This is a genomic window from Chitinophaga sancti (assembly GCF_034424315.1).
Classification (GTDB): domain Bacteria; phylum Bacteroidota; class Bacteroidia; order Chitinophagales; family Chitinophagaceae; genus Chitinophaga; species Chitinophaga sancti.
On the sequence record NZ_CP139972.1, the window covers coordinates 6,526,085 to 6,549,938 of the forward strand.

Sequence of the window (23,854 nt, forward strand, 5' to 3'; positions counted from 1 at the left end):
ACCTTTGGCGAAGGGCCTGCATTCAATAACGCATCCATTGATATAGCGTAGCATATATCCAACATTATCTCTGTACTAAAGCTGATTTTTAAACCGGATGAATAAGGCCCGTATATTGATCGGTATCGATCTGGAAGAACTGAGTTTGCAGGCAGGAAAAGGTCAGGAACCTGGCCGGGAAGAAAGGCTGCAGGTCTCCCGGGAAGGATTGGACAAAGCATTAACTATCCTGGACAGGTACCAGCTAAGGGGCACATTTTTTATTACGGCGGCCTGGGCACAGGCTTATCCCGAAATGGTTCGTCAGTTGGCGCGCAGGCATGAAATAGCTGCCTTTGGTAACATTGAAAGAAATACGCTGGAGCAGGTAATTGCTAAGCGTATATACGGTTGCCGGATGCCGGTCGGCACAAAGCCCGATTATAGCGCGCTGAAGGCGGCGGGGTATCTTTATCACTCGGGTGGTCAACAGGTGAAGCCAATGACCATAGAGGGCGGTATCTATGAAATTTATGCAGGTTCTGTACGTCCGTTGTGGGTGACGAAGTTCTTTTTAGGCAGGGCGCCTGTGATTTCCCTGCACTTTTCCAGCCGGGAACTGGGTACACAGTCCATTTCGCGTGCGGGAAATCCCGGATTGGCGGCAAGACTGGACAGCGTGTTATCATATTTGAGCCGCAAGGGTCAGTTTATGCCTCATATTGAATGGCTGCAGGAGCAACTTAGTGATGACTGAGGGGGGGAGATTGTAGTTAGGGGGGCCTGATGTTATTATCCTGCTGATAAGCATGTGCAGAAGCTGGAATATTCTAAGCGAGCGAGGTGCCTGGTGGAGGCGAATGCAGGTTTTTGGGGAAGGAATCATGGGAGTGGGGCATTTACGAATGGGGGTAGAGCTGGTATTTTATTTTGAACGTTTTGAATGAACTGGTTGATAATGAATAGAATGAACGGAGGGAATAAGCAGGGTGACGATTATCTTTATATAAGAAGATGCCGCCACGGGCGTTTGCTGGGATTGCCGAAAACCAGTTTTAAAATAGAGTAGGCGTTTACCCTCTGAAAATTAAGATTATGACCGCAACTATTCTCGCAGCGCTGACTAAGTTCTTGTATACGCTGTTCGGTAGCCTGTAATTTCCCGAAGCAATTTTAAAAGCTTGAAGGTCCTGGTGCTTGCCAGGGCCTTTTTATTTGATAATGGATTTCATTCCTGGTGGAGAGTGGTGTTTTTGTGCATGTTTTTATTTGAAAATGGATTTCATTCTTGGTGGGGAGTGGTGTTTTTCGTGCATGGTTTTATTTGAAAATGGATTTCATTCCTGGCGGGGAGTGCTGTTTTCAGTGCATGTTGTTATTTGAAAATGGATTTCATTCTTGGCGGGGAGTGCTGTTTTTCGTGCATGTTTTTATTTGAAAAAGGATTTCATTCCTGTTGGGGAGTGCTGTTTTTCCTGCATGGTTTTATTTGATAATGGATTTTATTCCTGGTGGGGAGTGGTGTTTTTCGTGCATGGTTTTATTTGTGGGTGGATTTGGACAGCTCATCTGTTCATAGGGTGTTCAGTTTTAGTTGCAATGTAGTGGCAGGCCATTGTTCCGGCCCCTGGCGGCTGGTGCCTGGGGGAAGGTGCTATTGTAGGCAAATGGCATGCGGTAGGGGGCTAGATGTTCGTAAATGGTTTATGTGGGGAAAAATGTGGGGATGAATACTGAAAAAAGGATGGTTGAACGGAGTATTCAGAACTAATTGAAAATGAATGAAATGAACGGATGTAGTTTTATTTCTACTCATTAATTTTAGGGAATGGGATTGCCGAAAACCATAGATAGAGTAGGTGTAACCAGTGAAATACCATAACGATGGATCTGCTGAACCAATTACTGGCAACAATCGTAGCATTGTTGAATTCTCTGCTGGGTGGTCTGTAATTTATTACGCCACTGATTCCACGGAAAATGTACAACGCAACAAAAGGCATTTTCCAACTTATTGCCTTCCTGGTGAGAACCGGGGAGGCTTTTTTTTATAATGAACGGCTGGGTTAAGGGCTGGTGAGTGCGTGTGGGTGGGGGATTGGGGGCTGTGTTTGCGTATGGATTTACAAAAAATGAACGGTCCATTTTGGGTCACTGAATGAAATGAACAAGCGCCTTAAAATGAATGAAATGAACCATTACAAATTGATCCCCTGCGTCTAATTTTAACCCAATGTTCCTTGTGTTAGGGGCATTTGGGATTGCCGAAAACCAAGTAACAGAGTAGGCATAACCTCATGAAAAGCCTTCAAGAACATCTATGGATTTATTGAACCAGGTATTGGCTTTAGTTCTTGGTCTGATTCAGCGTTTGTTGGGTAAGTTACCTCTCTGAAGCTGACAGGTTAAGAAATATTGCTTATTGCATTCCCAGACAGGACTTGCTGCCGGTTTCCCGGCGGCTTGTTTTTTTTAAAGGGGTGTTAGAAATTTATTTTTCAGGCGGGCCGAAGGCGGCTGTGTGCCAAAAATTATTTAATTAACTATATTACAGTCTGTTACCCACCTTTATTGTACTTTTACACAAATTAACATTTGCCTCAAACCCGCCCTCATTCTACATTTCGATAAAATTTCCCATTATTTTTCCCCGATTTTGTTGGGGAATCCAAAAATACTGATTACCTTTGCCCTCCCAAATTGTAAGGGTAAAAAGTAGAAGTTCATTGCATATGTCTCAGAGAATTAGAATCAAGCTGAAGTCCTACGATCATAATCTGGTAGATAAGTCTGCTGAGAAGATCGTTAAAACAGTGCGTAACACTGGTGCCGTGGTAACAGGTCCAATTCCTTTACCAACTGAAAAGAAAATTTTTACGGTGCTGCGTTCACCACACGTTAACAAGAAAGCTCGTGAGCAGTTCCAGTTGTGCACACACAAGCGCTTACTGGACATCTACACTAGTTCTTCCAGGACTGTAGACGCGCTGAGTAAGTTAGATCTGCCTTCCGGTGTGGAAGTAGAAATCAAAGCGTAGGACGTCAGCAGGCGGGCAAAAGGCCTTCCTGTTTTGATTTAATCTTATGACTGCTGTTTTGCTGGCAGTGAGGTTTATTTATAAATCTCACAGGGGAAAGTGCTCCCCGTTTGCCAGAATGTAAACGCTATAACATAACATATAGGTCACGCCTTCTGGGTGGCCGCCCAATAAAGCATTTAAACCGCCTATCCTGGGGATAGCTAGATCCACCCCCAGGCGCTGGGTATAATATATAATAACATGAAAGGTATTATTGGCAAAAAGATCGGCATGACCAGCATCTTCGAACCGAATGGTAAGCAGACAGCTGTGACCATTATCGAAGCCGGTCCATGCGTAGTAACACAGGTTAAGTCTCAGGAAACCGATGGTTACAACGCTATTCAGGTAGCATTTGGTGAGAAAAAAGAAAAGAATACTACCAAAGCAGAAATCAATCACTTCGCGAAAGCAAGCACCTCCCCCAAACGTATCGTAAAAGAGTTCCGCAACCCGGATGTACAGAAAGCTCTTGGTGAAACCATTACCACAGAAATATTTGCAGAAGGAGAAATAATTGACGTAGTCGGCACCTCCAAAGGTAAAGGCTTCCAGGGTGTTGTTAAACGCCATGGATTCAGCGGTGTGGGTGAAGCTACACACGGTCAGCACGACAGAAGCAGAGCGCCAGGTTCCGTGGGTGGATCATCTTATCCTTCCCGCGTGTTCAAGGGTATGCGTATGGCTGGTCAGACCGGTAATGAGCAGGTGAAAGTTAAAGGTCTGAAGATCGTTAAAATTTTCGCTGAGAAAAATTATATCCTGGTAAGTGGATCCGTTCCCGGCCACATTGGTTCAATCGTTTTAATCCAGAAGTAATATGCAACTTGATATTTTAAATATAGAAGGTAAGAAAACCGGAAGAACTATCGATCTGCCGGAAGAAATTTTCGGAGTGGAGCCTAACAACCACGTGATCTACCTGGCTGTTAAACAATACCTCGCTGCTCAGCGTCAGGGTACCCACAAGGTAAAGACCCGTGCTGAAGTGAAAGGTGCTTCCCGTAAACTGCACAAACAAAAAGGTACTGGTGGTTCCCGTAAAGGTAACATCCGTAACCCGCTGTATAAAGGTGGTGGTACCATCTTTGGTCCAAAACCACACAAATATGACATTAAGCTGAACAGAAAAGTAAAAGATCTCGCTAAGATTTCTGCACTGTCTGTAAAAGCTAAAGAAAACAGTATCATCGTTCTGGAAGATCTGAACCTGGCTACCCCTAAAACTTCACAGTTTGCAGGTATCCTGTCTAAGCTGAACCTGAATGTAAATGGCCGTAAGACTTTGGTTGTACTGCCGGAATACAATGATAATGTATACCTGTCTCTGCGTAACATTCCTACAGTAGATAGCGTAATGCTGAGCGATATCAATACATATGATATCATGAACAGCAATACCCTGATCATTACTGAGAGTGCTGCTAAAATCTTCACTGAAGAGCCGGTAGAAGCTTAATTGTCAAATTTAAATCACACAGCTGGCAGGTAAGCCTGCCACTCAAAGCGATAAAAGATGAAACTTTCAGACGTTTTAATCAGACCGGTAGTAAGTGAAAAAGTGAACAAAGCCACTGATAAATTCAACCGTTACTACTTCATCGTAGACAAGAAATCCAATAAACTGGAAATCAAGAAAGCAGTTGAAGAGTTCTATGGCGTTGCAGTAGCAGAAGTGAACACTGCCGTTATGCCTGGTAAAGCTAAACAGCGTTTTACCAAAGCTGGTTTCATTGCTGGTAAGAAACCTTCTTACAAGAAAGCAATTGTAACCCTGGCTTCAGGAGAATCTATAGATCTGTATGCTAACATATAGTGCTCATAGCTGCGGCAACGCGGCATGATGGATGTATATGCAGATCACATTTATATAATAAAGCAACTAGTTAAACAATTACTAGATCATGGCACTGAAGAAATTTAAACCGATGACAGCCGGTACCCGTTGGAAAATTGGCAACGCGTTCGCTGAGCTGACCACGGATACTCCTGAAAAAAGCCTGCTGGAGGCTAAGTCCAAAACCGGCGGTAGAAACGTACAGGGTAGAAGATCTATGCGCTACATCGGTGGTGGACACAAGCAACATTACCGTATCATAGACTTCAAACGTGACAAACATAGTATTCCTGCTACTGTAAAGAGCATTGAGTATGATCCAAACCGTAGCGCATTCATCGCACTGCTGAGCTATGCAGATGGTGAAAAACGTTACATCCTGGCTCCTCAGGGTTTACAGGTTGGTGCTACAGTAGTGAGCGGTCCTGATGCTGCTCCTGAAGTAGGTAACTCCCTGCCGCTGAAGAATATGCCACTGGGTACTGTTGTACACAATATTGAATTGCAGCCTGGTAGAGGTGGTGCAATCGCAAGAAGTGCCGGTACTTATGCACAGCTGAGCAACAAGGAAGAAAAATATGCCGTAATGAAAATGCCTTCCGGTGAGCTGCGTAAAGTGTTGATCACTTGTGCTGCAACTGTAGGTACAGTTTCTAACTCTGACCACGCACTGCAATCAATTGGTAAAGCAGGTGCTAACCGTTGGAGAGGTATTAAACCACGTAACCGTGGTGTAGCCATGAACCCTGTAGATCACCCGATGGGTGGTGGTGAAGGTAGATCTTCCGGAGGTCACCCAAGATCCAGAACAGGTAAATATGCGAAAGGTCTGAAGACTCGTAAGCTGAAGAGCTCCGATAAACTGATCATCAGCAGGAAAAACGGCAAAAAATTATAATTCATAAAGCTTGAACCAGTTCCGCTTCAGGCGGATAGCCCGGAGCGGAACGGTTAAAGTAGAATAAAAATAAACAGACATGGGTCGTTCCATTAGAAAAGGTCCTTACGTTGACCAGAAATTAGGAAAGAAAGTAGATAAAATGAATGAAGGCACCAAGCGTACAGTAATCAAGACCTGGAGCCGTCGTTCTACCATCACACCTGATTTTGTGGGCCATACATTTGCGGTACACAATGGTAACAAGTTCATCCCGGTATACGTTACCGAGTTTATGGTAGGTCATAAACTGGGCGAATTTGCACCAACCCGCAACTTTAAAGGACACGCTAACAAGAAAATGTAGTCATTCGTTTGAAGTTTTAAGCTCGAGGTTTGCTGCGTGAAACACCTCGAACCCCGGACTTCGGACCTCAAACACTCAAATTTATAATAACAATGGAAGCAGTAGCTAAGCTTAATAATAATCCAACATCTACCCGCAAAATGCGTCTGCTTGCAGACCTGATCCGTGGTATGGAAGTTGAGAAAGCGCTGAATGTTTTAAAGTTCCATCCTAAGCACCCTAGTGTACCTCTGGAAAAACTGCTGTTATCAGCTGTTGCTAACTGGAAAGTGAAGAATGAAGGTGTACGCGTTGAAGATGCGAATCTGATCGTTAAAACCGTCTTCGTTGATGGTGGTCGTATCCTGAAAAGAATGCGTCCAGCTCCGCAGGGTAGAGGTTACCGTGTTCGCAAAAGAAGCAACCACGTAACCATTGCAGTAGACAGCAAAGTAGCGGAAGCGAAATAATTGAAACTTTAACTATTTATCTAATAGACAAATAAACCAGAACATGGGTCAGAAAACAAATCCTATTGGTAACAGGTTAGGTATCATCAGAGGTTGGGACTCTAATTGGTATGGCGGCAAGAAAGATTTTGCTACCAAACTGATCGAAGATAACAAGATCAGAACTTACCTGAATGCCCGTATCAATAAAGGCGGCATTTCCAGGGTAGTGATCGAGAGAACTTTAGGTAAACTGATCATCACCATCCATACATCTAAACCTGGTATCATCATAGGTAAAGGTGGTGGAGAGGTAGACCGCATCAAAGAAGAAATTAAGAAACTGACTTCTAAAGAAGACGTACAGATCAACATCCTGGAGATCCGTCGTCCTGAAATAGATGCCAATATCGTAGCTGAAACTATCGCTAAACAGATTGAAAGCCGTATCAACTACAAACGTGCTATCAAGATGGCGATTGCTACTGCAATGAGAATGGGTGCTGAAGGTATCAAGGTTAAGGTAGGTGGTCGTCTGGGTGGTGCTGAAATCGCACGTTCAGAAGAGATGAAGCAGGGTCGTGTACCTTTGCACACTTTCCGTATGGATATCGACTATTCTTCTCTGTTCGCACAGACAGTATATGGTAAGATCGGTATTAAAGTATGGATCTGTAAAGGTGAAGTACTGGGCGAACGCGATCTGAATCCAAATGCTATTTCCGGTAAAGATGGTGAAGGCCGCACAGGTGGTGAAGGTCATGGTCATCGCGGTGGTGGTGACAGAAGAGGTGGCGACAGAAGAGGTGGCGATAACCGCGGCGGCGACAGAAGAGGTGGTGATAACCGTGGAGGTGGCCGTAGATAATCTTATTAACAATTAACATTAACATTTAACATATACTAAGATGTTACAGCCCAAGAGAACGAAACACAGGAAGATGCATAAAGGCCGCATCAAGGGTAACGCAAAACGTGGTGCGGATATCTCCTTTGGTAGTTTCGGCTTGAAAGCATTAGAACCTAAGTGGATCACAGACAGGCAGATCGAAGCTGCCCGTGTGGCTCTGACAAGAGCAATGAAACGTGAGGGTAACGTGTGGATCCGTATATTCCCAGACAAATCCATTACTGCCAAGCCTTTGGAAGTCAGAATGGGTAAAGGTAAAGGTGCTCCTGACCATTGGGCTGCTGTAGTTAAGCCAGGTCGTATGCTGTTCGAAGCGGACGGTGTACCTCTGGAAGTAGCTAAAGCTGCAATGGAGCTGGCTGCACAGAAACTGCCTATTAAAGTGAAATTTGTAGTACGTCGCGATTTCGCTGAAGCTCAATAGCCAAAGCAAACGGGATAAACTATAAACGATAAACCAGAAATAATAAATACAATGGCAAACGAAAAGCTGGATCTGAAAGGTTTAAGCGAACAAGAGCTGAAAGAGAAAATTTCCGAAGAGCAATTACGCCTGAAGAAAATTACATTCAGTCACGCAATTACGCCAATTGAGAATCCAATGAGCATCCGCTCTCTCAGGCGTCAGATCGCACAGCTGAAAACTGAGCTGCGCAAAAGAGAACTGGGCTTCTAAGCCTTAAAAATAAATTCATTCATCGGTCCGAAAGGAACGGTCTGGATAATAAATACTTTCAACAATGAGCGAAAGAAAATTAAGAAAAACCAGAATTGGTGTTGTTTCCAGCAACAAGATGGAAAAAACAATCAGCGTTAGCGTTGAGCGTAAAGTAAAGCACCCAATCTATGGTAAATTCGTAAAAAAGACCACCAAGTTCATGGCTCATGATGAGCAGAACCAGTGCAGCATCGGCGATACCGTTAGAATAATGGAAACTCGTCCGCTGAGCAAGAATAAGTGCTGGAGATTGGTAGAGGTGATCGAAAAGGTAAAATAATCTATTATTGTTTCAAGCTGCATGCAGCGTTCCTGGATGCAGCCGCTGACTAAACAAATACAAATCTTATAAAAAGATGATACAACAAGAATCAAGGCTGAATGTAGCTGATAACAGTGGTGCCAAAGAAGTACTGTGTATTAGAGTGTTAGGCAACTCCGGCCAGGACTACGCAAAAGTAGGCGATAAGATCGTCGTAACTGTAAAAGACGCGATCGCAGGCGGTGGTGTGAAAAAAGGTACTGTGCACAAAGCTGTTATCGTAAGAACTAAAAACAAGCTGCGCCGTAAAGACGGATCTTATATCCGTTTCGACGATAATGCCGTTGTATTACTGAACAACTCTGACGAGCCACGCGGTACCCGTATCTTCGGACCAGTTGCCCGTGAGCTGCGCGATAAGGGATACATGAAGATTATCTCTCTGGCTCCCGAAGTATTGTAAAGATATTGATGCGTACGCTGAAAGCATGAAGCAAAAAGTAAAAAAACCTTATTGCTTTGTGCTTTCAACTTATATACATATCTTTGCAGCCCGTTTCTAAAACGAATATTAATCAAGCGAAACCCATGTTGCGCTTGGCGTTTATAAATAAACAAATAATGAAAACGAGATTCAAGCCTAAGTTCAACATTAAGAAAGGCGACACCGTAGTAGTGATTGCCGGCGATGATAAGGACAGGACCAAGCCCCGCAAGGTGCTGGAAGTGATCCCTGACAAGGCGCGCGTACTGGTAGAAGGTGTGAACATTATCACCAAGCATACCAAACCAACTGCTCAGAATACCAAAGGTGGTATCGTTAAGCAGGAAGCTCCTATCGCCATTTCTAACGTAATGTTGTGGGATGCTAAGGCTGGTAAACCTACCAAGGTTAACAGGCAGCGTGAAAACGGTAAATTAGTTCGTATCGCTAAAAAATCAGGGGAGGCAATTAAATAATGGCAAACACTACATATACACCCAGACTGCAGACTAAATATCGCACTGAAGTTATTGGTGCGCTGCGAAAGAAATTCAACTACAAAAGCGTAATGCAGGTACCTCGCCTGGTTAAGATCTGTCTGAACCAGGGTATCAACGGCGCTGTAGGTGATAAGAAACTGGTAGATATTGCTGTAGATGAGATGACCCGCATCTCCGGTCAGAAAGCGATCGCTACTTTATCTAAAAAGGATATTTCCAACTTCAAACTCAGAAAGAATATGCCAATCGGTGCCCGTGTGACACTGCGTGGTTATAACATGTATGAGTTCCTGGATCGCCTGATCGCAGTATCACTGCCTCGTGTACGTGACTTCAAGGGTATCAATGAAAAAGCTTTCGATGGCCGTGGTAACTATACCCTGGGTATCAACGAGCAGATCATCTTCCCTGAGATCGACATCGATAAAGTAACAAAGATCTCCGGTATGGATATCACCTTCGTTACTACAGCTACCACCAACGAAGAAGCTTACGAGCTGCTGAGAGAACTGGGTATGCCGTTCAAAAACATCAGAAAAGATCAACAATAATATTTGATCTCAAATTCCAAATCCCTCCGGGTTTTGGAATTTGACATTTACAAAATTTTATCACAAACCTTAACTATGGCAAGAGAATCCATTAAGGCTAGACAAAGGAAAAGAGAAGCCCTGGTTGCAAAGTTCGCTGAAAAACGTGCTGCCCTCAAAGCTGAAGGCAATTACGAAGCACTGGACCAGCTGCCAAGAAACGCTTCCCCTGTTCGTCTGCACAACAGATGTCAGCTGTCTGGTCGTCCAAAAGGTTACATGCGTCATTTCGGCCTTTGCCGTAACATGTTCCGTGACCTGGCACTGGCTGGTAAAATCCCTGGCGTAAGAAAAGCTAGCTGGTAATTACCACACACGGGACCGGACAATTATTCCCGACGAATAGTAATTGTCCTTTTTTCCCTTTTTCATATTCGTTAAAGATCTTGATTTTCCTATCTATTACTGATTGGATATCGCATTGTAAAAGTTGTTAAATTATTAAGAACAATGGTTACTGATCCAATAGCAGACTTCCTGACCAGAATCCGGAATGCTCAAATGGCCAACCACAGGATTGTGGAAATTCCTGCCTCCAAGCTGAAGAAACGTATCACTGAGATACTGTACGACAAAGGTTATATCCTGAAGTACAAATTTGAAGAAGACAACAAACAGGGTGTAATTAAAATCGCTCTGAAGTATGATCCTCAGACTAAAGTACCTGCAATCACTGATCTGCAGCGTATTAGCCGTCCAGGTCTTCGTCAATATTCCAAACCTGCTGACTTCAAACGTATCAAGAATGGTCTGGGTGTCGCTATCGTGTCTACATCTAAAGGTGTTATGACCGATAAAGAAGCGAAAACACAGAACGTGGGTGGCGAAGTTGTTTGCTACGTTTACTAATATATTAAGGTCCGCACAGGACCTTCTGGTGTTTGCCAGTGGCTTGTGCAGATCTCACCAATAAATGATCCGGTTCAGAATTAAGCCTTTCTATACGGTGGCTGAACACTGGCGGATCGAAAACACATAACAGTAAAAAACTGCAATTATGTCTCGTATAGGTAAAGCTCCTATCAAATTAGCAGCAGGTGTTACAGCAACTGTATCCGCTACTAATGAACTGACAGTAAAAGGCCCTAAAGGTGAACTGAAAAAGAACATCGACAGGGATATCAAAATAGAAGTAGTTGATGGTGTTTTGACAGTGGTTCGTCCTACTGAACAGATCCGTCACCGCGCCCTGCACGGTCTGTACCGTGCACTGATCAACAATATGGTGATCGGTGTAACTGCAGGTTTCACCAAACAGCTGGAGCTGGTGGGTGTGGGTTACAAGGCTGCCAACGCTGGTCAGCTGCTGGACCTGTCTCTGGGTTACTCTCACAACATCGTGATTGAGATCCCTAAAGAACTGAAAGTAACTACCCTGACTGAAAAAGGTGCGAACCCAAAGATCACACTGGAAGGTATCGACAACCAACTGTTAGGCCAGGTAGCTGCTAAGATTCGTAGCCTGCGTAAACCAGAGCCTTACAAAGGTAAAGGTGTTCGCTACAGCGATGAAGTGGTTCGTAAGAAAGCAGGTAAATCTGCAGGTAAATAATTTTAATTGGCTAACCGGTATTCTTTACTGGTTAGCTAATTCAACAATATTCCGGCAGCATCGGAATATATAAATTAAACATAGAAATGAGCACAAAAGCAGTTAATAGCAGACAAAAGATCCGTTACCGCATTCGTAAAAAAATCGCAGGTAGCGCTCAGAGACCAAGACTGTCTGTATTCCGCAGTAATAGCGACATTTACGTGCAATTGATCGATGATGCAACTGGTACTACACTGGCATCTGCATCTTCCCGCGATAAGGATATCAAAGCACAGAAAGGTACCAAATCCGAGAAATCTAAATTGGTAGGCGCTGCGCTGGCTACAAAAGCAACCTCACTGGGTATTACAGCTGTAGTATTCGATCGTGGTGGTTATTTGTACCACGGTCGTGTGAAGAATGTAGCTGACGGTGCAAGAGAAGCAGGTCTCCAATTCTAATAATCGAAATTGATTAAATCGTAATTCGCAAATAATAAAATGGCAAAGAATACATTTAATAAAGTTAAGGCTGGTGACCTGGAGCTGAAAGAAAAAGTGGTAGCGATCAACCGTGTTACCAAAACCACCAAAGGCGGTCGTACTTTCAGTTTTTCTGCCCTGGTAGTTGTAGGTAACGAACACGGTGTAGTAGGTCACGGTCTGGGTAAAGCCAAAGAAGTACAGGAAGCAATCACAAAAGGTATCGATGATGCCAAGAAGAACCTGATCAAGGTTCCTGTGATGCACGGTACTATTCCTCACGATCAGCTGGCGAAAGAAGGTGCTGCTAAAGTACTGATCAAACCTGCTGCTCATGGTACTGGTGTGATCGCTGGTGGTTCTATGCGTGCCGTTCTGGAAAGCGCAGGTATCACTGACGTACTGGCTAAATCTCTGGGTTCTGCAAATCCTCACAACGTGGTAAAAGCTACATTCAAAGCTTTAGGCCTGCTGCGTGAGCCGATCCAGATCGCAAAAACCAGAAGCGTATCTCTGAAGAAAGTATTTAATGGATAATATCACCCCGAGGTGAATGGACTGCTGCATCGTAGCAGCTCCTGAAATTGTAAGGTGCTAATTCAAAATAATAATGGCAAAGATTAAAGTCACTCAGGTAAAAAGTGGTATAGACCGTCCGGAACGTCAGAAACTGACGCTGAAGGCCCTGGGTCTGAACAAAATGCACAACACCGTTGAGGTGGAAGCCACTCCCCAGATCCTTGGGATGGTGCGTAAAGTAAATCATCTGGTAAAAGTAGAACAAGTACAGGGTTAAGGCTTTGCCGTTCCTCTGGAAAAAAATCCTACATTTATAGTGGATTATTTGCGAATAACATTATACATTTAATGCGAGCGGTTAATTTCCGCGTAAGTAAAAAAAATTAACTCAATGAATCTGCACACGTTACAACCTGCACAAGGTTCCGTACATAAAGAAAAACGCCTCGGTCGTGGTGAAGCATCCGGTAAAGGTGGAACAGCTACAAAAGGTAACAAAGGTGCCCAGTCAAACACTGGTTACGCTAGCAAAAGAGGTCACGAAGGTGGTCAGATGCCAATTCAGCGTCGTATGCCAAAACGTGGTTTCAAGAGCCTGGATCCTACTAATTATGTAGTGTTCAACATCGGTCAGCTTGACACCCTGGTGGAAAAATATGGTCTGCAGGACTTCTCTCTGGAAAACCTGTACATGAACGGTCTGATCAGCCGCACTGCAAAAGTAAAAGTACTGGGTCAGGGCGAACTGAAGGCTAAAGTTACTGTAAGAGTGAACGCCATCAGTGAAAAAGCCAAGCAGCTGATTGAAGCAGCTGGTGGTTCAATTGAACTGGTGTAAGTTACACGATCGGAGAGACGCCTACGGAGTAGTGCGTCTTTTCATCTTTTTATTCAGCCAGCGAAATACATCACAAATCCCGGCCAGAGTTACTGAAGAGCAGCTAATTGCAGGTTTGGAATTTGGTCCCGTCACAACCGGGATGAAATTTTGAATATTAAACATTCATCTTCCTGTGAAGAAATTTATCGAAACGATTAAGAATATCTGGAGCATTGAGGATCTGCGTAGCAGAATCCTGACAACCCTGCTTCTTGTCCTCATTTATCGTGTAGGATCCTATATCGTGTTACCCGGTATCGATGCCAACCTGTTGAAGCAGTTCTCAGAGAAATCCAATCAGGGTATTCTGGGCCTGTTTAATATGTTTGCCGGAGGTTCTTTCTCTAGAGCTTCCATCTTTGCGCTGGGGATCATGCCGTTTATCTCTGCCTCTATCGCCATACAACTGTTGACCATAGCTGTACCTTATTTCCAGAAACTCCAGAAAGAAGGAGAGAGTGGCAGAAAGAAAATCAACCAGTTCACCCGTATCCTTACTGTGGTGGTGACCGGTTTTCAGGCGAGTGCGTATGTTGCCTTCCTGAGAGGCCAATCCAGCGGAGCTATTATCCCTGAATATGGTACTTTCTTCTTCTGGCTGACTACCACTATCGTACTGACTGCAGGTACCCTCTTCGTAATGTGGCTGGGCGAAAAAATCACTGATAAAGGTATCGGTAACGGTACATCCATCATCATCATGGTGGGTATCCTTGCCCGCCTTCCTCAGGCGCTGATTCAGGAATTTACCTCCAGAACTGCGGAAGCCGGCGGTGGACTGCTGGTGTTCCTGATAGAACTGGCAGTATTTATATTCATTACGATCGGTCTGATCCTGCTGGTACAAGGTACCCGCAAGGTACCGGTGAACTATGCTAAACGTATAGTGGGCAACAAACAATATGGTGGTGTACGCCAGTTCATTCCTCTGAAAGTGAATGCTGCGGGTGTAATGCCAATCATCTTTGCCCAGGCTATCATGTTTATCCCGGCTACTGCTATCGGTTTTGCTACTGACAGCGCTTCCGGATTCATCCGTATCTTCAGTGACCATACCAATGGTTGGTATAATGTGATCTATGCAGTATTGGTAGTTGTATTCACTTACTTCTACACTGCGTTGATCTTTAACCCAACCCAGATGGCCGAGGAAATGAAACGTAACAATGGTTTCATCCCAGGTGTTAAACCTGGTACTGCGACTGCAGATTATATTGGTGCAGTTATGGACCGCATCACCCTGCCCGGCGCATTTTTCCTGGCATTGGTCGGTATCCTGCCCGGTGTAGCTGCTGCCGTGCACATCAATAGTAACTTTGCATCCTTCTTCGGTGGTACTTCACTGCTGATCATGGTGGGTGTAATACTGGATACGCTGCAGCAGATAGAAAGCCAGCTCCTGATGCGCCATTACGATGGCCTGATGAGTACTGGCCGTATCAAAGGCAGAACTGCTCCGGCTAATGTTTAATTCTCGTTAAACAGCCGGGTTGTAAGCAGCCACAGAAGCATAAAGCAGACAGCTGGGAATACCGCTGCATGCTTTATGCTTGGTGGCTTCACTGTTTAAAAGACACAAGTCCAACCCGTTTTTACTATGGTGCATTATAAGACTAAAGAAGAAATAGAATTGATGCGCAAAAGCGCATTACTGGTGAGCGCAACATTGGAAGAGGTGGCTAAAAAGCTGAAACCGGGTATGACTACTGATGATATCGACAAGATCGTTGAAGACTTCATCGTAGCCAACGGCGCTGTACCGTCATTCAAGAACTATAAAGGCTTCCCTAAAAGCTGCTGTATCTCTGTAAATGCAGAAGTGGTACACGGTATTCCTAATTCATACGTTGTTCAGGATGGCGACATCGTGAGTGTGGATGTAGGAGTATTGCTGAATGGCTTCCATGGAGACAGCGCCTACACATTTGCGGTAGGTAATGTTAAGCCGGAGGTATTGCAGTTAATGAAGGCAACCAAAACCGCTTTATATAAGGGTATTGAGAAAGCAGTGGCAGGCAACCGCATTGGTGACATTGCCCATGCAATCCAGGAATATACCGAAAAAGAGAGGGGTTATGGCGTGGTACGTGAGCTGGTAGGTCATGGTCTGGGTCGTCACCTGCACGAAGATCCGCAGGTGCCTAATTATGGCAAAAGAGGGAGCGGTCCTATCATGAAAGAAGGATTGGTGATTGCGATCGAACCAATGATCAACCTGGGCACAAAGGACGTGGAGTATATGGAAGATGGGTGGACAGTGATCACCCGCGACGAGAAACCTTCCGTTCACTTTGAGCACAATGTAGCTGTTATGAAGGGGAAGGCCGACCTTTTATCTTCATTTGCCGGCATTGAAAAGGCTGAAGCTGAAAATCCTGCTCTAAGTGCAAACTATTGATAACTAAGGGATAAGGAGGATTAAAATCGTTTTTTCCTGATAATTATTTAGGTTTATTTTTAGAATTTTATTTTTTACCAAGATTTCGCTATCTTTGCAGTCCTAAAAATTTTTATGGCAAAACAGGCACTCATTAAACAGGATGGAATAATACTAGAAGCCTTATCTAACGCTATGTTCCGGGTGAAATTGGAAAATGGGCATGAGATTTTGGCCACCATTTCTGGCAAAATGAGAATGCACTATATCCGCATCCTTCCTGGAGACAAGGTCGGGGTAGAGATGAGCCCATATGATTTGAGCAGAGGAAGGATTATATTCAGATATAAATAAACACATAGACTTATAACTCATAACTTATGAAGGTAAGAGCTTCCATAAAAAAAAGAAGTGCAGATTGTAAGATCGTGCGCAGGAAGGGTAAATTGTTGGTAATCAACAAGAAAAATCCTCGTTTTAAACAACGTCAGGGTTAATCATATTAAGTAAACTAGAAAATTTAATTCAAATATGGCACGTATAGCCGGTATCGATCTACCTAAGAATAAAAGAGGAGAAATTGGTCTGACCTATATCTATGGTATTGGCCGTTCTACCGCTCAGTACATTCTGGAAAAGTCAGGAATTGATTTTAACAAGAAAGTAAAAGATTGGAACGATGATGAGCAGACAACTATCCGTAACATCATCAATGGTGAGTTCAAGGTAGAAGGTCAGCTCCGTTCTGAAGTACAAATGAATATCAAGCGTTTGCTGGATATCGCTTGCTACCGTGGTCTTCGCCACAGAAAGGGCTTACCGCTCAGAGGCCAGCGTACTCGTACTAACAGCCGTACCCGTAAAGGTAAACGTAAAACGGTTGCTGGTAAGAAAAAAGCGCCTAAGAAATAATCTTGATAATACAAATAACAAGTTCCAGTTTCCAATAATCGTAAAGATGAGGTGGCGTTTCTGGAACCTGGAACCTGGAATTTTATATAATTATGGCAAAAGCACAAAATACAAAAGCTGCAGCTAGTAAGAAAAGGGTAGTTAAAGTAGATAACTACGGTGATGTTCACATTTCTGCTAGTTTCAACAACATTATCATCAGCATTACCAACAAACAGGGACAGGTAATTTCCTGGTCTACTGCTGGTAAGATGGGCTTCAAAGGTTCTAAAAAGAACACTCCATATGCTGCCCAGCTGGCTGCTTCCGATGCTGCTAAAGTAGCACTGGATGCTGGTCTGAAAAGAGCAGATGTTTTTGTAAAAGGTCCTGGAGCCGGACGTGAGAGCGCTATCCGTGCGATCGCAAACTCCGGTATCGAAGTGACTATGATCAAGGATGTGACTCCGCTGCCACACAATGGTTGCCGTCCTCCTAAGAAGAGAAGAGTATAGTATCTATATATACTGAAGATTTTCGAAAGTGGATAGATGGGGGGCGACTCTCACTGGCTGCTTTCGATTTTCTACATTAAGTAAATTAAACAAACAAGTGGGTATATGATCGTGTTTAAGATTTTTTAAGGATCATATATCGTAACTAAAAAATCTAGTAACAAAATGGCAAGGTACACAGGACCAAAGACCAAGATCTCCAGAATTTTCGGAGAACCGATTTTAGGTAACGGTAAGTATTTAGGAAAGAACAGCAACCCTCCGGGTCAGCATGGTGCAACCCGTAAGCGTAAACAGCTGGGTGAATACGCACTGCAGCTGCGTGAAAAACAGAAAGCTAAATACACTTATGGTGTATTAGAGCGTCAGTTCGCAAACCTGTTCGTAGAGGCAAACCGTCGTAAAGGCGTTACCGGTGAAGTATTGATCAAATTACTGGAAGCTCGTCTGGATAACACAGTATTCCGTATGGGTATTGCTGCAAGCCGTCCTGCTGCACGTCAGCTGGTGTCTCACAAGCACATCACTGTAAACGGCCAGGTAATGAACATCCCTTCTTATCAGCTGCAACCAGGTGATATCATCGGACTGAAAGAATCTGCTGCATCTAATACTGCAATCACCAGCAATATTCGTGGTAAAAACCCTAAGTTTAGCTGGTTAGATTGGAACGAGAAAGAACTGAAAGGTACTTTTATTGCATACCCTGAAAGGGAAGCAGTTCCTGAAAATATCAAGGAACAGCTGATCGTAGAATTGTACTCTAAATAATAATAATACTTTAGCCGTTAGCGAAGCATCATCGGTTACCAATGTAAGTTTCTTATGTTGGTACCTAGTGATTGCCTGCTGACGGCTATTGGCAGTTTTACATAAACATTTAAACTTAACATATCAATGGCAATTCTGAATTTCCAAAAGCCTGATAAGATCGTTTTGCAAAAGTCAACTGACTTTGAAGCTCAATTCGAATTCCGGCCGTTAGAACCGGGTTATGGGGTGACTGTAGGTAACGCGCTTCGTCGTGTACTTTTGTCATCACTTGAGGGTTATGCCATTGTGGGAATAAAGATAGAAGGAGCAGACCACGAGTTTGCAACTTTAAAAGGAATTACCGAAGACGTTACTGAGATCATCCTGAACCTGAAACAGGTTCGTTTCAAAAGGATCGTGGAGAATGAAGTGAGCAACGAGAAGATCCAGATCTCTATCAAAGGTAAGACCGAGTTCCGTGCTGATATGATCGAAAAAGCTACCAGTGCTTTCCAGATCATGAATCCTGAGTTACTCATCTGCACACTCGATCCATCTGCAAAGCTGGATATCGAACTGACTATCGGTAAAGGCCGTGGTTATGTACCTGCTGATGAAAACAAACCAAAGGATGCAGTATTCGGCTACATCGCAATTGACTCTATCTTTACACCAATCAAAAATGTAAAGTATAGCATTGAAAATACCCGTGTGGAGCAGAAGACCGACTATGAGAAACTGATCATGGAAGTGGTTACCGATGGTACCATCCACCCGGAAGAAGCCGTTAAGCAAGCTTCACGCATCCTGATTCAGCACCTGATGATCATCACTGACGAAAATATCAGCTTTGATACAAAGGATACTGAAAAAGAAGATGTGGTTGACGAACAGACACTGCAACTGCGTAAGATCCTGAAGACTCCACTGGAAGATCTGGATCTGAGCGTACGTGCTTTCAACTGTCTGAAAGCTGCTAAAATCAACTCCCTGAGCGAACTGGTACAGTACGAACAGGAAGAACTGATGAAGTTCAGAAACTTCGGTCAGAAATCCCTGAGCGAAATCGAGCAGGTACTGAACGAAAGAGGTCTGCATTTCGGTATGGATCTTTCCAAACTGAAACTGGACGAAGAATAGTCTTTAACTACTTTATAACATAAGTACTCTGTAATTCCTGACACGGTACAGGGGAAACCAAAAATCACAATGTCATGCGTCACGGTAATAAAGTGAACCACCTCAGCAGAACAGCTGCACACCGCTCAGCCCTGTTATCTAACCTGGCTATCGAACTGATCGCTCACAAACGTATCACCACCACCCTGGCTAAAGCTAAGGCGCTGCGTGTTTATGTTGAGCCTATTCTGACCAGAGCTAAGGCTGATTCTACTCACAATCGTAGAATTGTGTTCAGCTACCTGCAGAACAAGGAAGCGATCAAGGAATTGTTCGGTGTTGTAAGTGAGAAGATAGCTAACCGTCCAGGTGGTTATACTCGTATCATCAAGCTTGGCAAACGTATGGGTGATAATGCTGAAACTGCACTGATCGAACTGGTTGATTTCAACGAAATCTACGGTGGTAAAGTGGAAGAACAAGCAGCTCCTGCGAAGAAAACCCGTCGTGCCGGCGGTGCCAAAAAGAAAGCTGATGAAGCTGCGGCAAACGAAACTGAAGAGAAAGCTGCTGAGTAATCAGAAGACAGTATCTGAAGATAATAAAAGAGTCCCGGGAGCAATCCCGGGATTTTTTTATTTAGGAACGAATCAATTGCAATTCTTATTGGAGAGGCCCGTCAGTCGTATTATTCAATTAATTAATTAAATTATTTTGTAATATTGCTAACAGGACAACTAACCATAATCTCTAAGACCTATGATTTATTTAAAGTGCAACTCCTGTGCTCACCACAACCCGTCACGCTCTGAGTTCCTGACATTTTGTGAAAAATGTGGTAAGAAGATAGAGAGCTGTTTCTCGAACTGGAAACAAAAGCGTCCGGATGGGAATTTTGAAGAATTCCAGCAGGAAGTAGGCATCTATGTAAAGGAAGAAGAACCAAGAGAAAGTTTCAAAGAAAGATACATCAAGTATGTGGGCAGGAGGGGAGCACTGGTATCCCTGATACTCGTGATTGGTCTTGCGGCTGTAGCCGGGGGCTATTTTGGCAAGCGGATGGTCGTCAGCATCATCTATCCTAAAATCAATAAATCCTGGCTCTATTCGGCCTGGGAAACGGTGGTTATTGGCCGCCAGGCAGTGGAGATCAGCACACCTATGCACCTGGGGGTAAATGACCAGCCGCTGGCGCCCGAACTGGCACCACTGGTAGAATATACCAAAAGCTATCGTAACCGGTCTGAAGAGGGGATGCAGGTAATGGTGAATATGTTCAGTTTCCGCAATAACATCTCCAACGATCTGGAGTTGGCAGCTACGACTGCTGCGAACGGAATGCAGAAAGAAGACGATGTTTCCGACCTGAAGTATACTACGAGCCATATTACCCAGAGTGGAATGGATGCACTGCTCTTGCAGGGTACCTTTAACTATAAAGGAGCGCTTCATCTTTCATTTTACGACCTGCTGGTGACCCGTGGTCAACATCGCTGGGAAGTAGCGGTCAGGTACCGTGAAGATGATAAGAACGCTTCTACGGCGGCTTTACGCATCATAAAATCGATACATATCAAGTAACAGTTGAGGTAGGTGAAGAATTAATCTGTGTTTTTATTAATTCTTAAGCTATTATTCAATAACTTTGCACGATTTTTCAAAAAAGAATAATAAGCATGCCTCAGACGAGATCAATCCAGCCTGCGATATTACTGTTAGAAGATGGAACAGTATTTCAGGGAAAAGCTTTTGGTAAAATAGGCACCGCTTCCGGTGAACTGTGTTTTAATACTGGTATGACAGGATACCAGGAAGTATTTACCGATCCTTCCTATAAAGGGCAGGTCCTGATCATGAATAATTGCTACATCGGCAATTATGGTGTGAAAAAGGATGACGTAGAGAGCGAAAGCGTGAAGATTAATGGATTGATAGCAAAGAACATTGCATACAACTATTCTCGTCCGATGGCGGATGGCTCCCTGGAGAAATTCCTGGATGAGAATAACCTGGTAACAATTTACGATGTAGATACCCGTGCGCTGGTATCCCACATCCGTAGCCAGGGTGCAATGAATTGTATCATTTCTTCTGAGATCCTTGACGTAGATCAGCTGAAAGCTAAATTGAAGGATGTACCTTCGATGGAAGGACAGGCACTCTGCAAGGAAGTGACGACTAAGGAACCTTACAATGTAGGCGATCCAAATGCCGGCATCCGCATCGCAGTTCTGGACAATGGTGTAAAGCGTAATATGCTGAAATGCCTGTCAGAAAAAGGTGCTTACCTGCAGGTATTCCCTACAGATACTCCTTTTGAAGAGTGCGAGAAATTTAAGCCGAATGCTTACTTCGTATCCAATGGTCCTGGTGACCCGGCTCCGTTGAAGTATGCTGTGGATACAGTGAAGAAGATCCTGGCGGCAGATAAGCCAATGTTTGGTATTTGTCTGGGACATCAGTTGCTGGCGCTGGCCAACGACATCCCTACTTATAAAATGCACCACGGTCACCGCGGTCTGAACCATCCGGTTAAGAACCTGGCCACCGGTCGTTGCGAGATCACTACCCAGAACCACGGTTTTGCAGTAGATCCGAAGGCAGTAGCAGCCAGTGAGTATGTAGAGGTGACACACGTAAACCTGAACGATCAGTCAATTGAAGGTATCAGGATTAAGAACAAACCTGCATTCTCAGTACAGTACCACCCGGAGTCAACTCCTGGTCCGTATGACAGCCGTTACCTGTTCGATGACTTCTTTACGATGATAAAGAAGCATATGTAAGATTAGTTTGTATGTAGAATATGACCAAAAGGCGGTCCGGCTATGTCCGGGCCGTTTCCATTTTACCAGGATCTGGTTACATTTTAATGCTAAAATACTGCTTGTATAAAAAGAGGCTTTTGCTACATGCAAAAGCCTCTTTCCTATAAGTTAGGTTCTAAATATATTGATTATCAATTACTTTGTTCAGTATAGGGCAAAAAAATACGGCTCCGTGATCGGAGCCGTTTGCCTTTATAAATTCCACGTTATGAAAAACTGATACAAAAATACGGTATTTTGCTAAAACGTTTTAGTTTTCTTCAAACTTTTTTACAGAAATCTGAAAATTTCTTTTTTCTGTAGTCGCAACACCTTTGTGTTGACGGAGTAAAGTTCGGTTGATAAAAACGTTTGGAAAAATTTCTAAGGTTAAATTTATGCTAAACTACGAAACTCACTGATCTCTGTCATCTTTTACTATTTCGTCGTTCACAATTCAAATATACGAACAAGATTTAAAATTCCAATACTTTTCTTAAAAAAATTGCATATTCTGTTTGAAAAAGTATACATATAATTTTTACTAATGTAAAAAAAGGGCCTTTTTGGCCCTTTTTTATATCCCGGAGGAAAATAACTATTATATAGAATTTAATGTAATGTATTTGCTACCTGGAGGCAATCATCGCTTCCATGGCTACTTCTGTGCGATCGGGGTATATTTCCAGGGCTTTTTCCAAACAGATCATTGCCTGACGGATATCATCTGTGTTGATGACATACGCAAGTCTTACCTCGTTCAGACCTAAGCCCGGGCTTGCATAGAAACCGGTAGCGGGTGCCAGCATGAGTGTTTTGCCTTCGTATTCGAAGCTTTCCAGCAACCACTGGCAGAATTTATCGCTATTATCGATCGGCAGGCGGGCGATGGCGTAGAAGGCGCCTCCAGGATTTGGGCAGAATACGCCTGGGATCTTATTGAGCATATTGACCAGCAGGTCTCTGCGATTCAGGTATTCGGCTTTGATTTCCCAGAAATAATTGAGCGGCAGGTCTACGGCAGCTTCACCGGCAATCTGGGCAAAGGAGGGAGGGCTCAGTCTTGCCTGTGCAAATTTCATAATGGCATCCAGCACCTCCTGGTTTTTCGTCACCAGGGCACCTATACGGCCTCCGCAGGCGCTATAGCGCTTGGAGATGGTGTCCATCAGGATAACGTGTTGTTCCAGGCCTACCAGGTTCATTGCAGAGAAGTGGTCGCCTATGTAACAGAACTCTCTATAAGCCTCATCGGAGAAGAGGTAGAGGTTGTACTTGAGACAGAGTTCTTTCAGTACTTCCAGTTCTTCGCGGCTATAGAGATAGCCGGTAGGATTGTTGGGATTACAGATCATCAGCGCTTTGGTGCGTGGCGTGATGGCTTTTTCAAATTCTTCCATGGCCGGCAGCGCGAAACCGGTTTCGATAGAAGAGGTGATAGTGGTCACGGTTACGCCTGCTTCTGCAGCAAACCCATTATAGTTTGCATAGAAAGGCTCAGGAACCAGAACTTCATCACCGGCGTCCAGGCAGGCCATAAATGCGAACATGATGGCTTCGGATCCGCCTGTGGTGATAATAATCTGCTCATGGTTCAGTTCAATACCAAATCGTTCGTAATAAGTCACGAGTTTGCGGCGGTAGCTTTCGTTTCCGGCGGAGTGACTGTATTCAAGGATTTTGAAGTCTGAATGGCGTACCGCATCCAGAACCTGTTTTGGTGTTTCAATATCGGGTTGGCCGATATTCAGGTGGAATACTTTAGTTCCTTTTTTCTTAGCAGCTTCGGCATAAGGAACAAGTTTTCGGATGGGAGAAGCGGGCATTTGCTCACCTCTCTTACTAATGGTAGGCATATATTGTGTTTGATTTGCGATACAAATGTAGTTGATTATGGTTGGCTAAAAATATGGAGAGTTTGGTTGGGGCAGGTCGAAATAAAAAA

Annotated in this window: 34 protein-coding genes; 33 read left to right on the forward strand and 1 reads right to left on the reverse strand. The window is 43.9% G+C overall.

The window, feature by feature from the left end:
• The first annotated feature begins 97 nt into the window (after positions 1-97).
• The 33 genes from U0033_RS25640 (at position 98) to carA (ending at position 21,888) form a co-directional block, all read left to right on the forward strand.
• Positions 98-736, forward strand: a complete 639-nt coding sequence (locus tag U0033_RS25640; RefSeq protein ID WP_072360579.1) for a polysaccharide deacetylase family protein — start codon at positions 98-100, stop codon at positions 734-736.
• A 1,975-nt stretch (positions 737-2,711) separates the two neighbouring features.
• The gene (rpsJ, locus tag U0033_RS25645; RefSeq protein ID WP_012789286.1) at positions 2,712-3,017 is read left to right on the forward strand and encodes a 30S ribosomal protein S10; all 306 of its coding nucleotides are present in this window, start codon (positions 2,712-2,714) and stop codon (positions 3,015-3,017) included.
• Between the two features lie 243 nt (positions 3,018-3,260).
• Positions 3,261-3,878 carry a 50S ribosomal protein L3 gene (gene rplC, locus U0033_RS25650; RefSeq protein ID WP_072360581.1) on the forward strand — a complete coding sequence of 206 codons (618 nt, stop codon included), beginning with the start codon at positions 3,261-3,263 and terminating at the stop codon, positions 3,876-3,878.
• 1 nt (position 3,879) lies between these two features.
• Positions 3,880-4,518: a 50S ribosomal protein L4 gene (rplD, locus tag U0033_RS25655; protein WP_072360583.1), complete on the forward strand. Its 639-nt coding sequence runs from the start codon at positions 3,880-3,882 to the stop codon at positions 4,516-4,518.
• Between the two features lie 57 nt (positions 4,519-4,575).
• On the forward strand, positions 4,576-4,875 hold the full coding sequence (gene rplW / locus U0033_RS25660) for a 50S ribosomal protein L23 (RefSeq protein WP_072360585.1): 300 nt from the start codon (positions 4,576-4,578) through the stop codon (positions 4,873-4,875).
• Positions 4,876-4,963: 88 nt separating this feature from the next.
• Complete coding sequence (gene rplB / locus U0033_RS25665; RefSeq protein ID WP_072360587.1) at positions 4,964-5,794, forward strand: 50S ribosomal protein L2; 831 nt, start codon at positions 4,964-4,966, stop codon at positions 5,792-5,794.
• A gap of 79 nt (positions 5,795-5,873) precedes the next feature.
• Entirely contained in the window at positions 5,874-6,140 is a 267-nt protein-coding gene (rpsS, locus tag U0033_RS25670) for a 30S ribosomal protein S19 (protein ID WP_072360589.1), read from the forward strand.
• Between the two features lie 92 nt (positions 6,141-6,232).
• Complete coding sequence (gene rplV / locus U0033_RS25675; protein WP_072360591.1) at positions 6,233-6,589, forward strand: 50S ribosomal protein L22; 357 nt, start codon at positions 6,233-6,235, stop codon at positions 6,587-6,589.
• Positions 6,590-6,632: 43 nt separating this feature from the next.
• The gene (rpsC, locus tag U0033_RS25680) at positions 6,633-7,436 is read left to right on the forward strand and encodes a 30S ribosomal protein S3 (RefSeq protein WP_072360593.1); all 804 of its coding nucleotides are present in this window, start codon (positions 6,633-6,635) and stop codon (positions 7,434-7,436) included.
• A gap of 40 nt (positions 7,437-7,476) precedes the next feature.
• Entirely contained in the window at positions 7,477-7,902 is a 426-nt protein-coding gene (gene rplP, locus U0033_RS25685; RefSeq protein WP_072360595.1) for a 50S ribosomal protein L16, read from the forward strand.
• A gap of 51 nt (positions 7,903-7,953) precedes the next feature.
• A complete protein-coding gene (gene rpmC, locus U0033_RS25690; RefSeq protein WP_072360597.1) occupies positions 7,954-8,154 on the forward strand; it encodes a 50S ribosomal protein L29 in 201 nt (66 codons plus the stop codon).
• A gap of 64 nt (positions 8,155-8,218) precedes the next feature.
• Entirely contained in the window at positions 8,219-8,476 is a 258-nt protein-coding gene (gene rpsQ, locus U0033_RS25695; RefSeq protein WP_072360599.1) for a 30S ribosomal protein S17, read from the forward strand.
• A gap of 76 nt (positions 8,477-8,552) precedes the next feature.
• Entirely contained in the window at positions 8,553-8,921 is a 369-nt protein-coding gene (rplN, locus tag U0033_RS25700) for a 50S ribosomal protein L14 (protein ID WP_072360601.1), read from the forward strand.
• Between the two features lie 158 nt (positions 8,922-9,079).
• Positions 9,080-9,418, forward strand: a complete 339-nt coding sequence (gene rplX / locus U0033_RS25705; RefSeq protein WP_072360603.1) for a 50S ribosomal protein L24 — start codon at positions 9,080-9,082, stop codon at positions 9,416-9,418.
• The gene (rplE, locus tag U0033_RS25710; RefSeq protein WP_072360605.1) at positions 9,418-9,993 is read left to right on the forward strand and encodes a 50S ribosomal protein L5; all 576 of its coding nucleotides are present in this window, start codon (positions 9,418-9,420) and stop codon (positions 9,991-9,993) included. Before rplX ends, rplE begins: the two co-directional genes overlap by 1 nt.
• Positions 9,994-10,068: 75 nt before the next feature.
• Positions 10,069-10,338, forward strand: a complete 270-nt coding sequence (gene rpsN, locus U0033_RS25715; protein WP_072360607.1) for a 30S ribosomal protein S14 — start codon at positions 10,069-10,071, stop codon at positions 10,336-10,338.
• Between the two features lie 144 nt (positions 10,339-10,482).
• A complete protein-coding gene (gene rpsH / locus U0033_RS25720; protein ID WP_072360609.1) occupies positions 10,483-10,881 on the forward strand; it encodes a 30S ribosomal protein S8 in 399 nt (132 codons plus the stop codon).
• 148 nt (positions 10,882-11,029) lie between these two features.
• Positions 11,030-11,584 carry a 50S ribosomal protein L6 gene (rplF, locus tag U0033_RS25725; protein ID WP_072360611.1) on the forward strand — a complete coding sequence of 185 codons (555 nt, stop codon included), beginning with the start codon at positions 11,030-11,032 and terminating at the stop codon, positions 11,582-11,584.
• Positions 11,585-11,670: 86 nt separating this feature from the next.
• The gene (gene rplR, locus U0033_RS25730) at positions 11,671-12,027 is read left to right on the forward strand and encodes a 50S ribosomal protein L18 (protein ID WP_072360613.1); all 357 of its coding nucleotides are present in this window, start codon (positions 11,671-11,673) and stop codon (positions 12,025-12,027) included.
• A 39-nt stretch (positions 12,028-12,066) separates the two neighbouring features.
• A complete protein-coding gene (gene rpsE, locus U0033_RS25735) occupies positions 12,067-12,585 on the forward strand; it encodes a 30S ribosomal protein S5 (protein ID WP_072360615.1) in 519 nt (172 codons plus the stop codon).
• Between the two features lie 73 nt (positions 12,586-12,658).
• A complete protein-coding gene (gene rpmD, locus U0033_RS25740) occupies positions 12,659-12,844 on the forward strand; it encodes a 50S ribosomal protein L30 (protein WP_072360617.1) in 186 nt (61 codons plus the stop codon).
• Between the two features lie 114 nt (positions 12,845-12,958).
• Complete coding sequence (rplO, locus tag U0033_RS25745; protein WP_072360619.1) at positions 12,959-13,405, forward strand: 50S ribosomal protein L15; 447 nt, start codon at positions 12,959-12,961, stop codon at positions 13,403-13,405.
• 175 nt (positions 13,406-13,580) lie between these two features.
• Positions 13,581-14,918, forward strand: coding sequence for a preprotein translocase subunit SecY (secY, locus tag U0033_RS25750; RefSeq protein WP_072360621.1), 1,338 nt, complete (start codon positions 13,581-13,583; stop codon positions 14,916-14,918).
• 126 nt (positions 14,919-15,044) lie between these two features.
• On the forward strand, positions 15,045-15,845 hold the full coding sequence (map, locus tag U0033_RS25755; RefSeq protein WP_072360623.1) for a type I methionyl aminopeptidase: 801 nt from the start codon (positions 15,045-15,047) through the stop codon (positions 15,843-15,845).
• Positions 15,846-15,959: 114 nt separating this feature from the next.
• Entirely contained in the window at positions 15,960-16,178 is a 219-nt protein-coding gene (gene infA, locus U0033_RS25760) for a translation initiation factor IF-1 (protein ID WP_012789309.1), read from the forward strand.
• Positions 16,179-16,204: 26 nt separating this feature from the next.
• A complete protein-coding gene (gene rpmJ, locus U0033_RS25765; RefSeq protein ID WP_072360626.1) occupies positions 16,205-16,321 on the forward strand; it encodes a 50S ribosomal protein L36 in 117 nt (38 codons plus the stop codon).
• A 34-nt stretch (positions 16,322-16,355) separates the two neighbouring features.
• Positions 16,356-16,736 carry a 30S ribosomal protein S13 gene (rpsM, locus tag U0033_RS25770; protein ID WP_072360628.1) on the forward strand — a complete coding sequence of 127 codons (381 nt, stop codon included), beginning with the start codon at positions 16,356-16,358 and terminating at the stop codon, positions 16,734-16,736.
• Positions 16,737-16,828: 92 nt separating this feature from the next.
• The gene (gene rpsK / locus U0033_RS25775; RefSeq protein WP_072360630.1) at positions 16,829-17,230 is read left to right on the forward strand and encodes a 30S ribosomal protein S11; all 402 of its coding nucleotides are present in this window, start codon (positions 16,829-16,831) and stop codon (positions 17,228-17,230) included.
• 165 nt (positions 17,231-17,395) lie between these two features.
• A complete protein-coding gene (rpsD, locus tag U0033_RS25780; protein ID WP_072360632.1) occupies positions 17,396-18,001 on the forward strand; it encodes a 30S ribosomal protein S4 in 606 nt (201 codons plus the stop codon).
• Positions 18,002-18,127: 126 nt separating this feature from the next.
• Positions 18,128-19,123: a DNA-directed RNA polymerase subunit alpha gene (locus U0033_RS25785; RefSeq protein WP_072360634.1), complete on the forward strand. Its 996-nt coding sequence runs from the start codon at positions 18,128-18,130 to the stop codon at positions 19,121-19,123.
• A gap of 74 nt (positions 19,124-19,197) precedes the next feature.
• Positions 19,198-19,680: a 50S ribosomal protein L17 gene (rplQ, locus tag U0033_RS25790; protein ID WP_072360636.1), complete on the forward strand. Its 483-nt coding sequence runs from the start codon at positions 19,198-19,200 to the stop codon at positions 19,678-19,680.
• Positions 19,681-19,861: 181 nt separating this feature from the next.
• Positions 19,862-20,683 carry a hypothetical protein gene (locus tag U0033_RS25795; protein ID WP_072360638.1) on the forward strand — a complete coding sequence of 274 codons (822 nt, stop codon included), beginning with the start codon at positions 19,862-19,864 and terminating at the stop codon, positions 20,681-20,683.
• A 95-nt stretch (positions 20,684-20,778) separates the two neighbouring features.
• Positions 20,779-21,888: a glutamine-hydrolyzing carbamoyl-phosphate synthase small subunit gene (carA, locus tag U0033_RS25800; RefSeq protein WP_072360640.1), complete on the forward strand. Its 1,110-nt coding sequence runs from the start codon at positions 20,779-20,781 to the stop codon at positions 21,886-21,888.
• Between the two features lie 650 nt (positions 21,889-22,538).
• On the opposite strand, the gene U0033_RS25805 is transcribed toward carA, so the two are convergent.
• Positions 22,539-23,765, reverse strand: a complete 1,227-nt coding sequence (locus tag U0033_RS25805; RefSeq protein ID WP_072360642.1) for a pyridoxal phosphate-dependent aminotransferase — start codon at positions 23,763-23,765, stop codon at positions 22,539-22,541.
• Between the last annotated feature and the right edge of the window lie 89 nt (positions 23,766-23,854).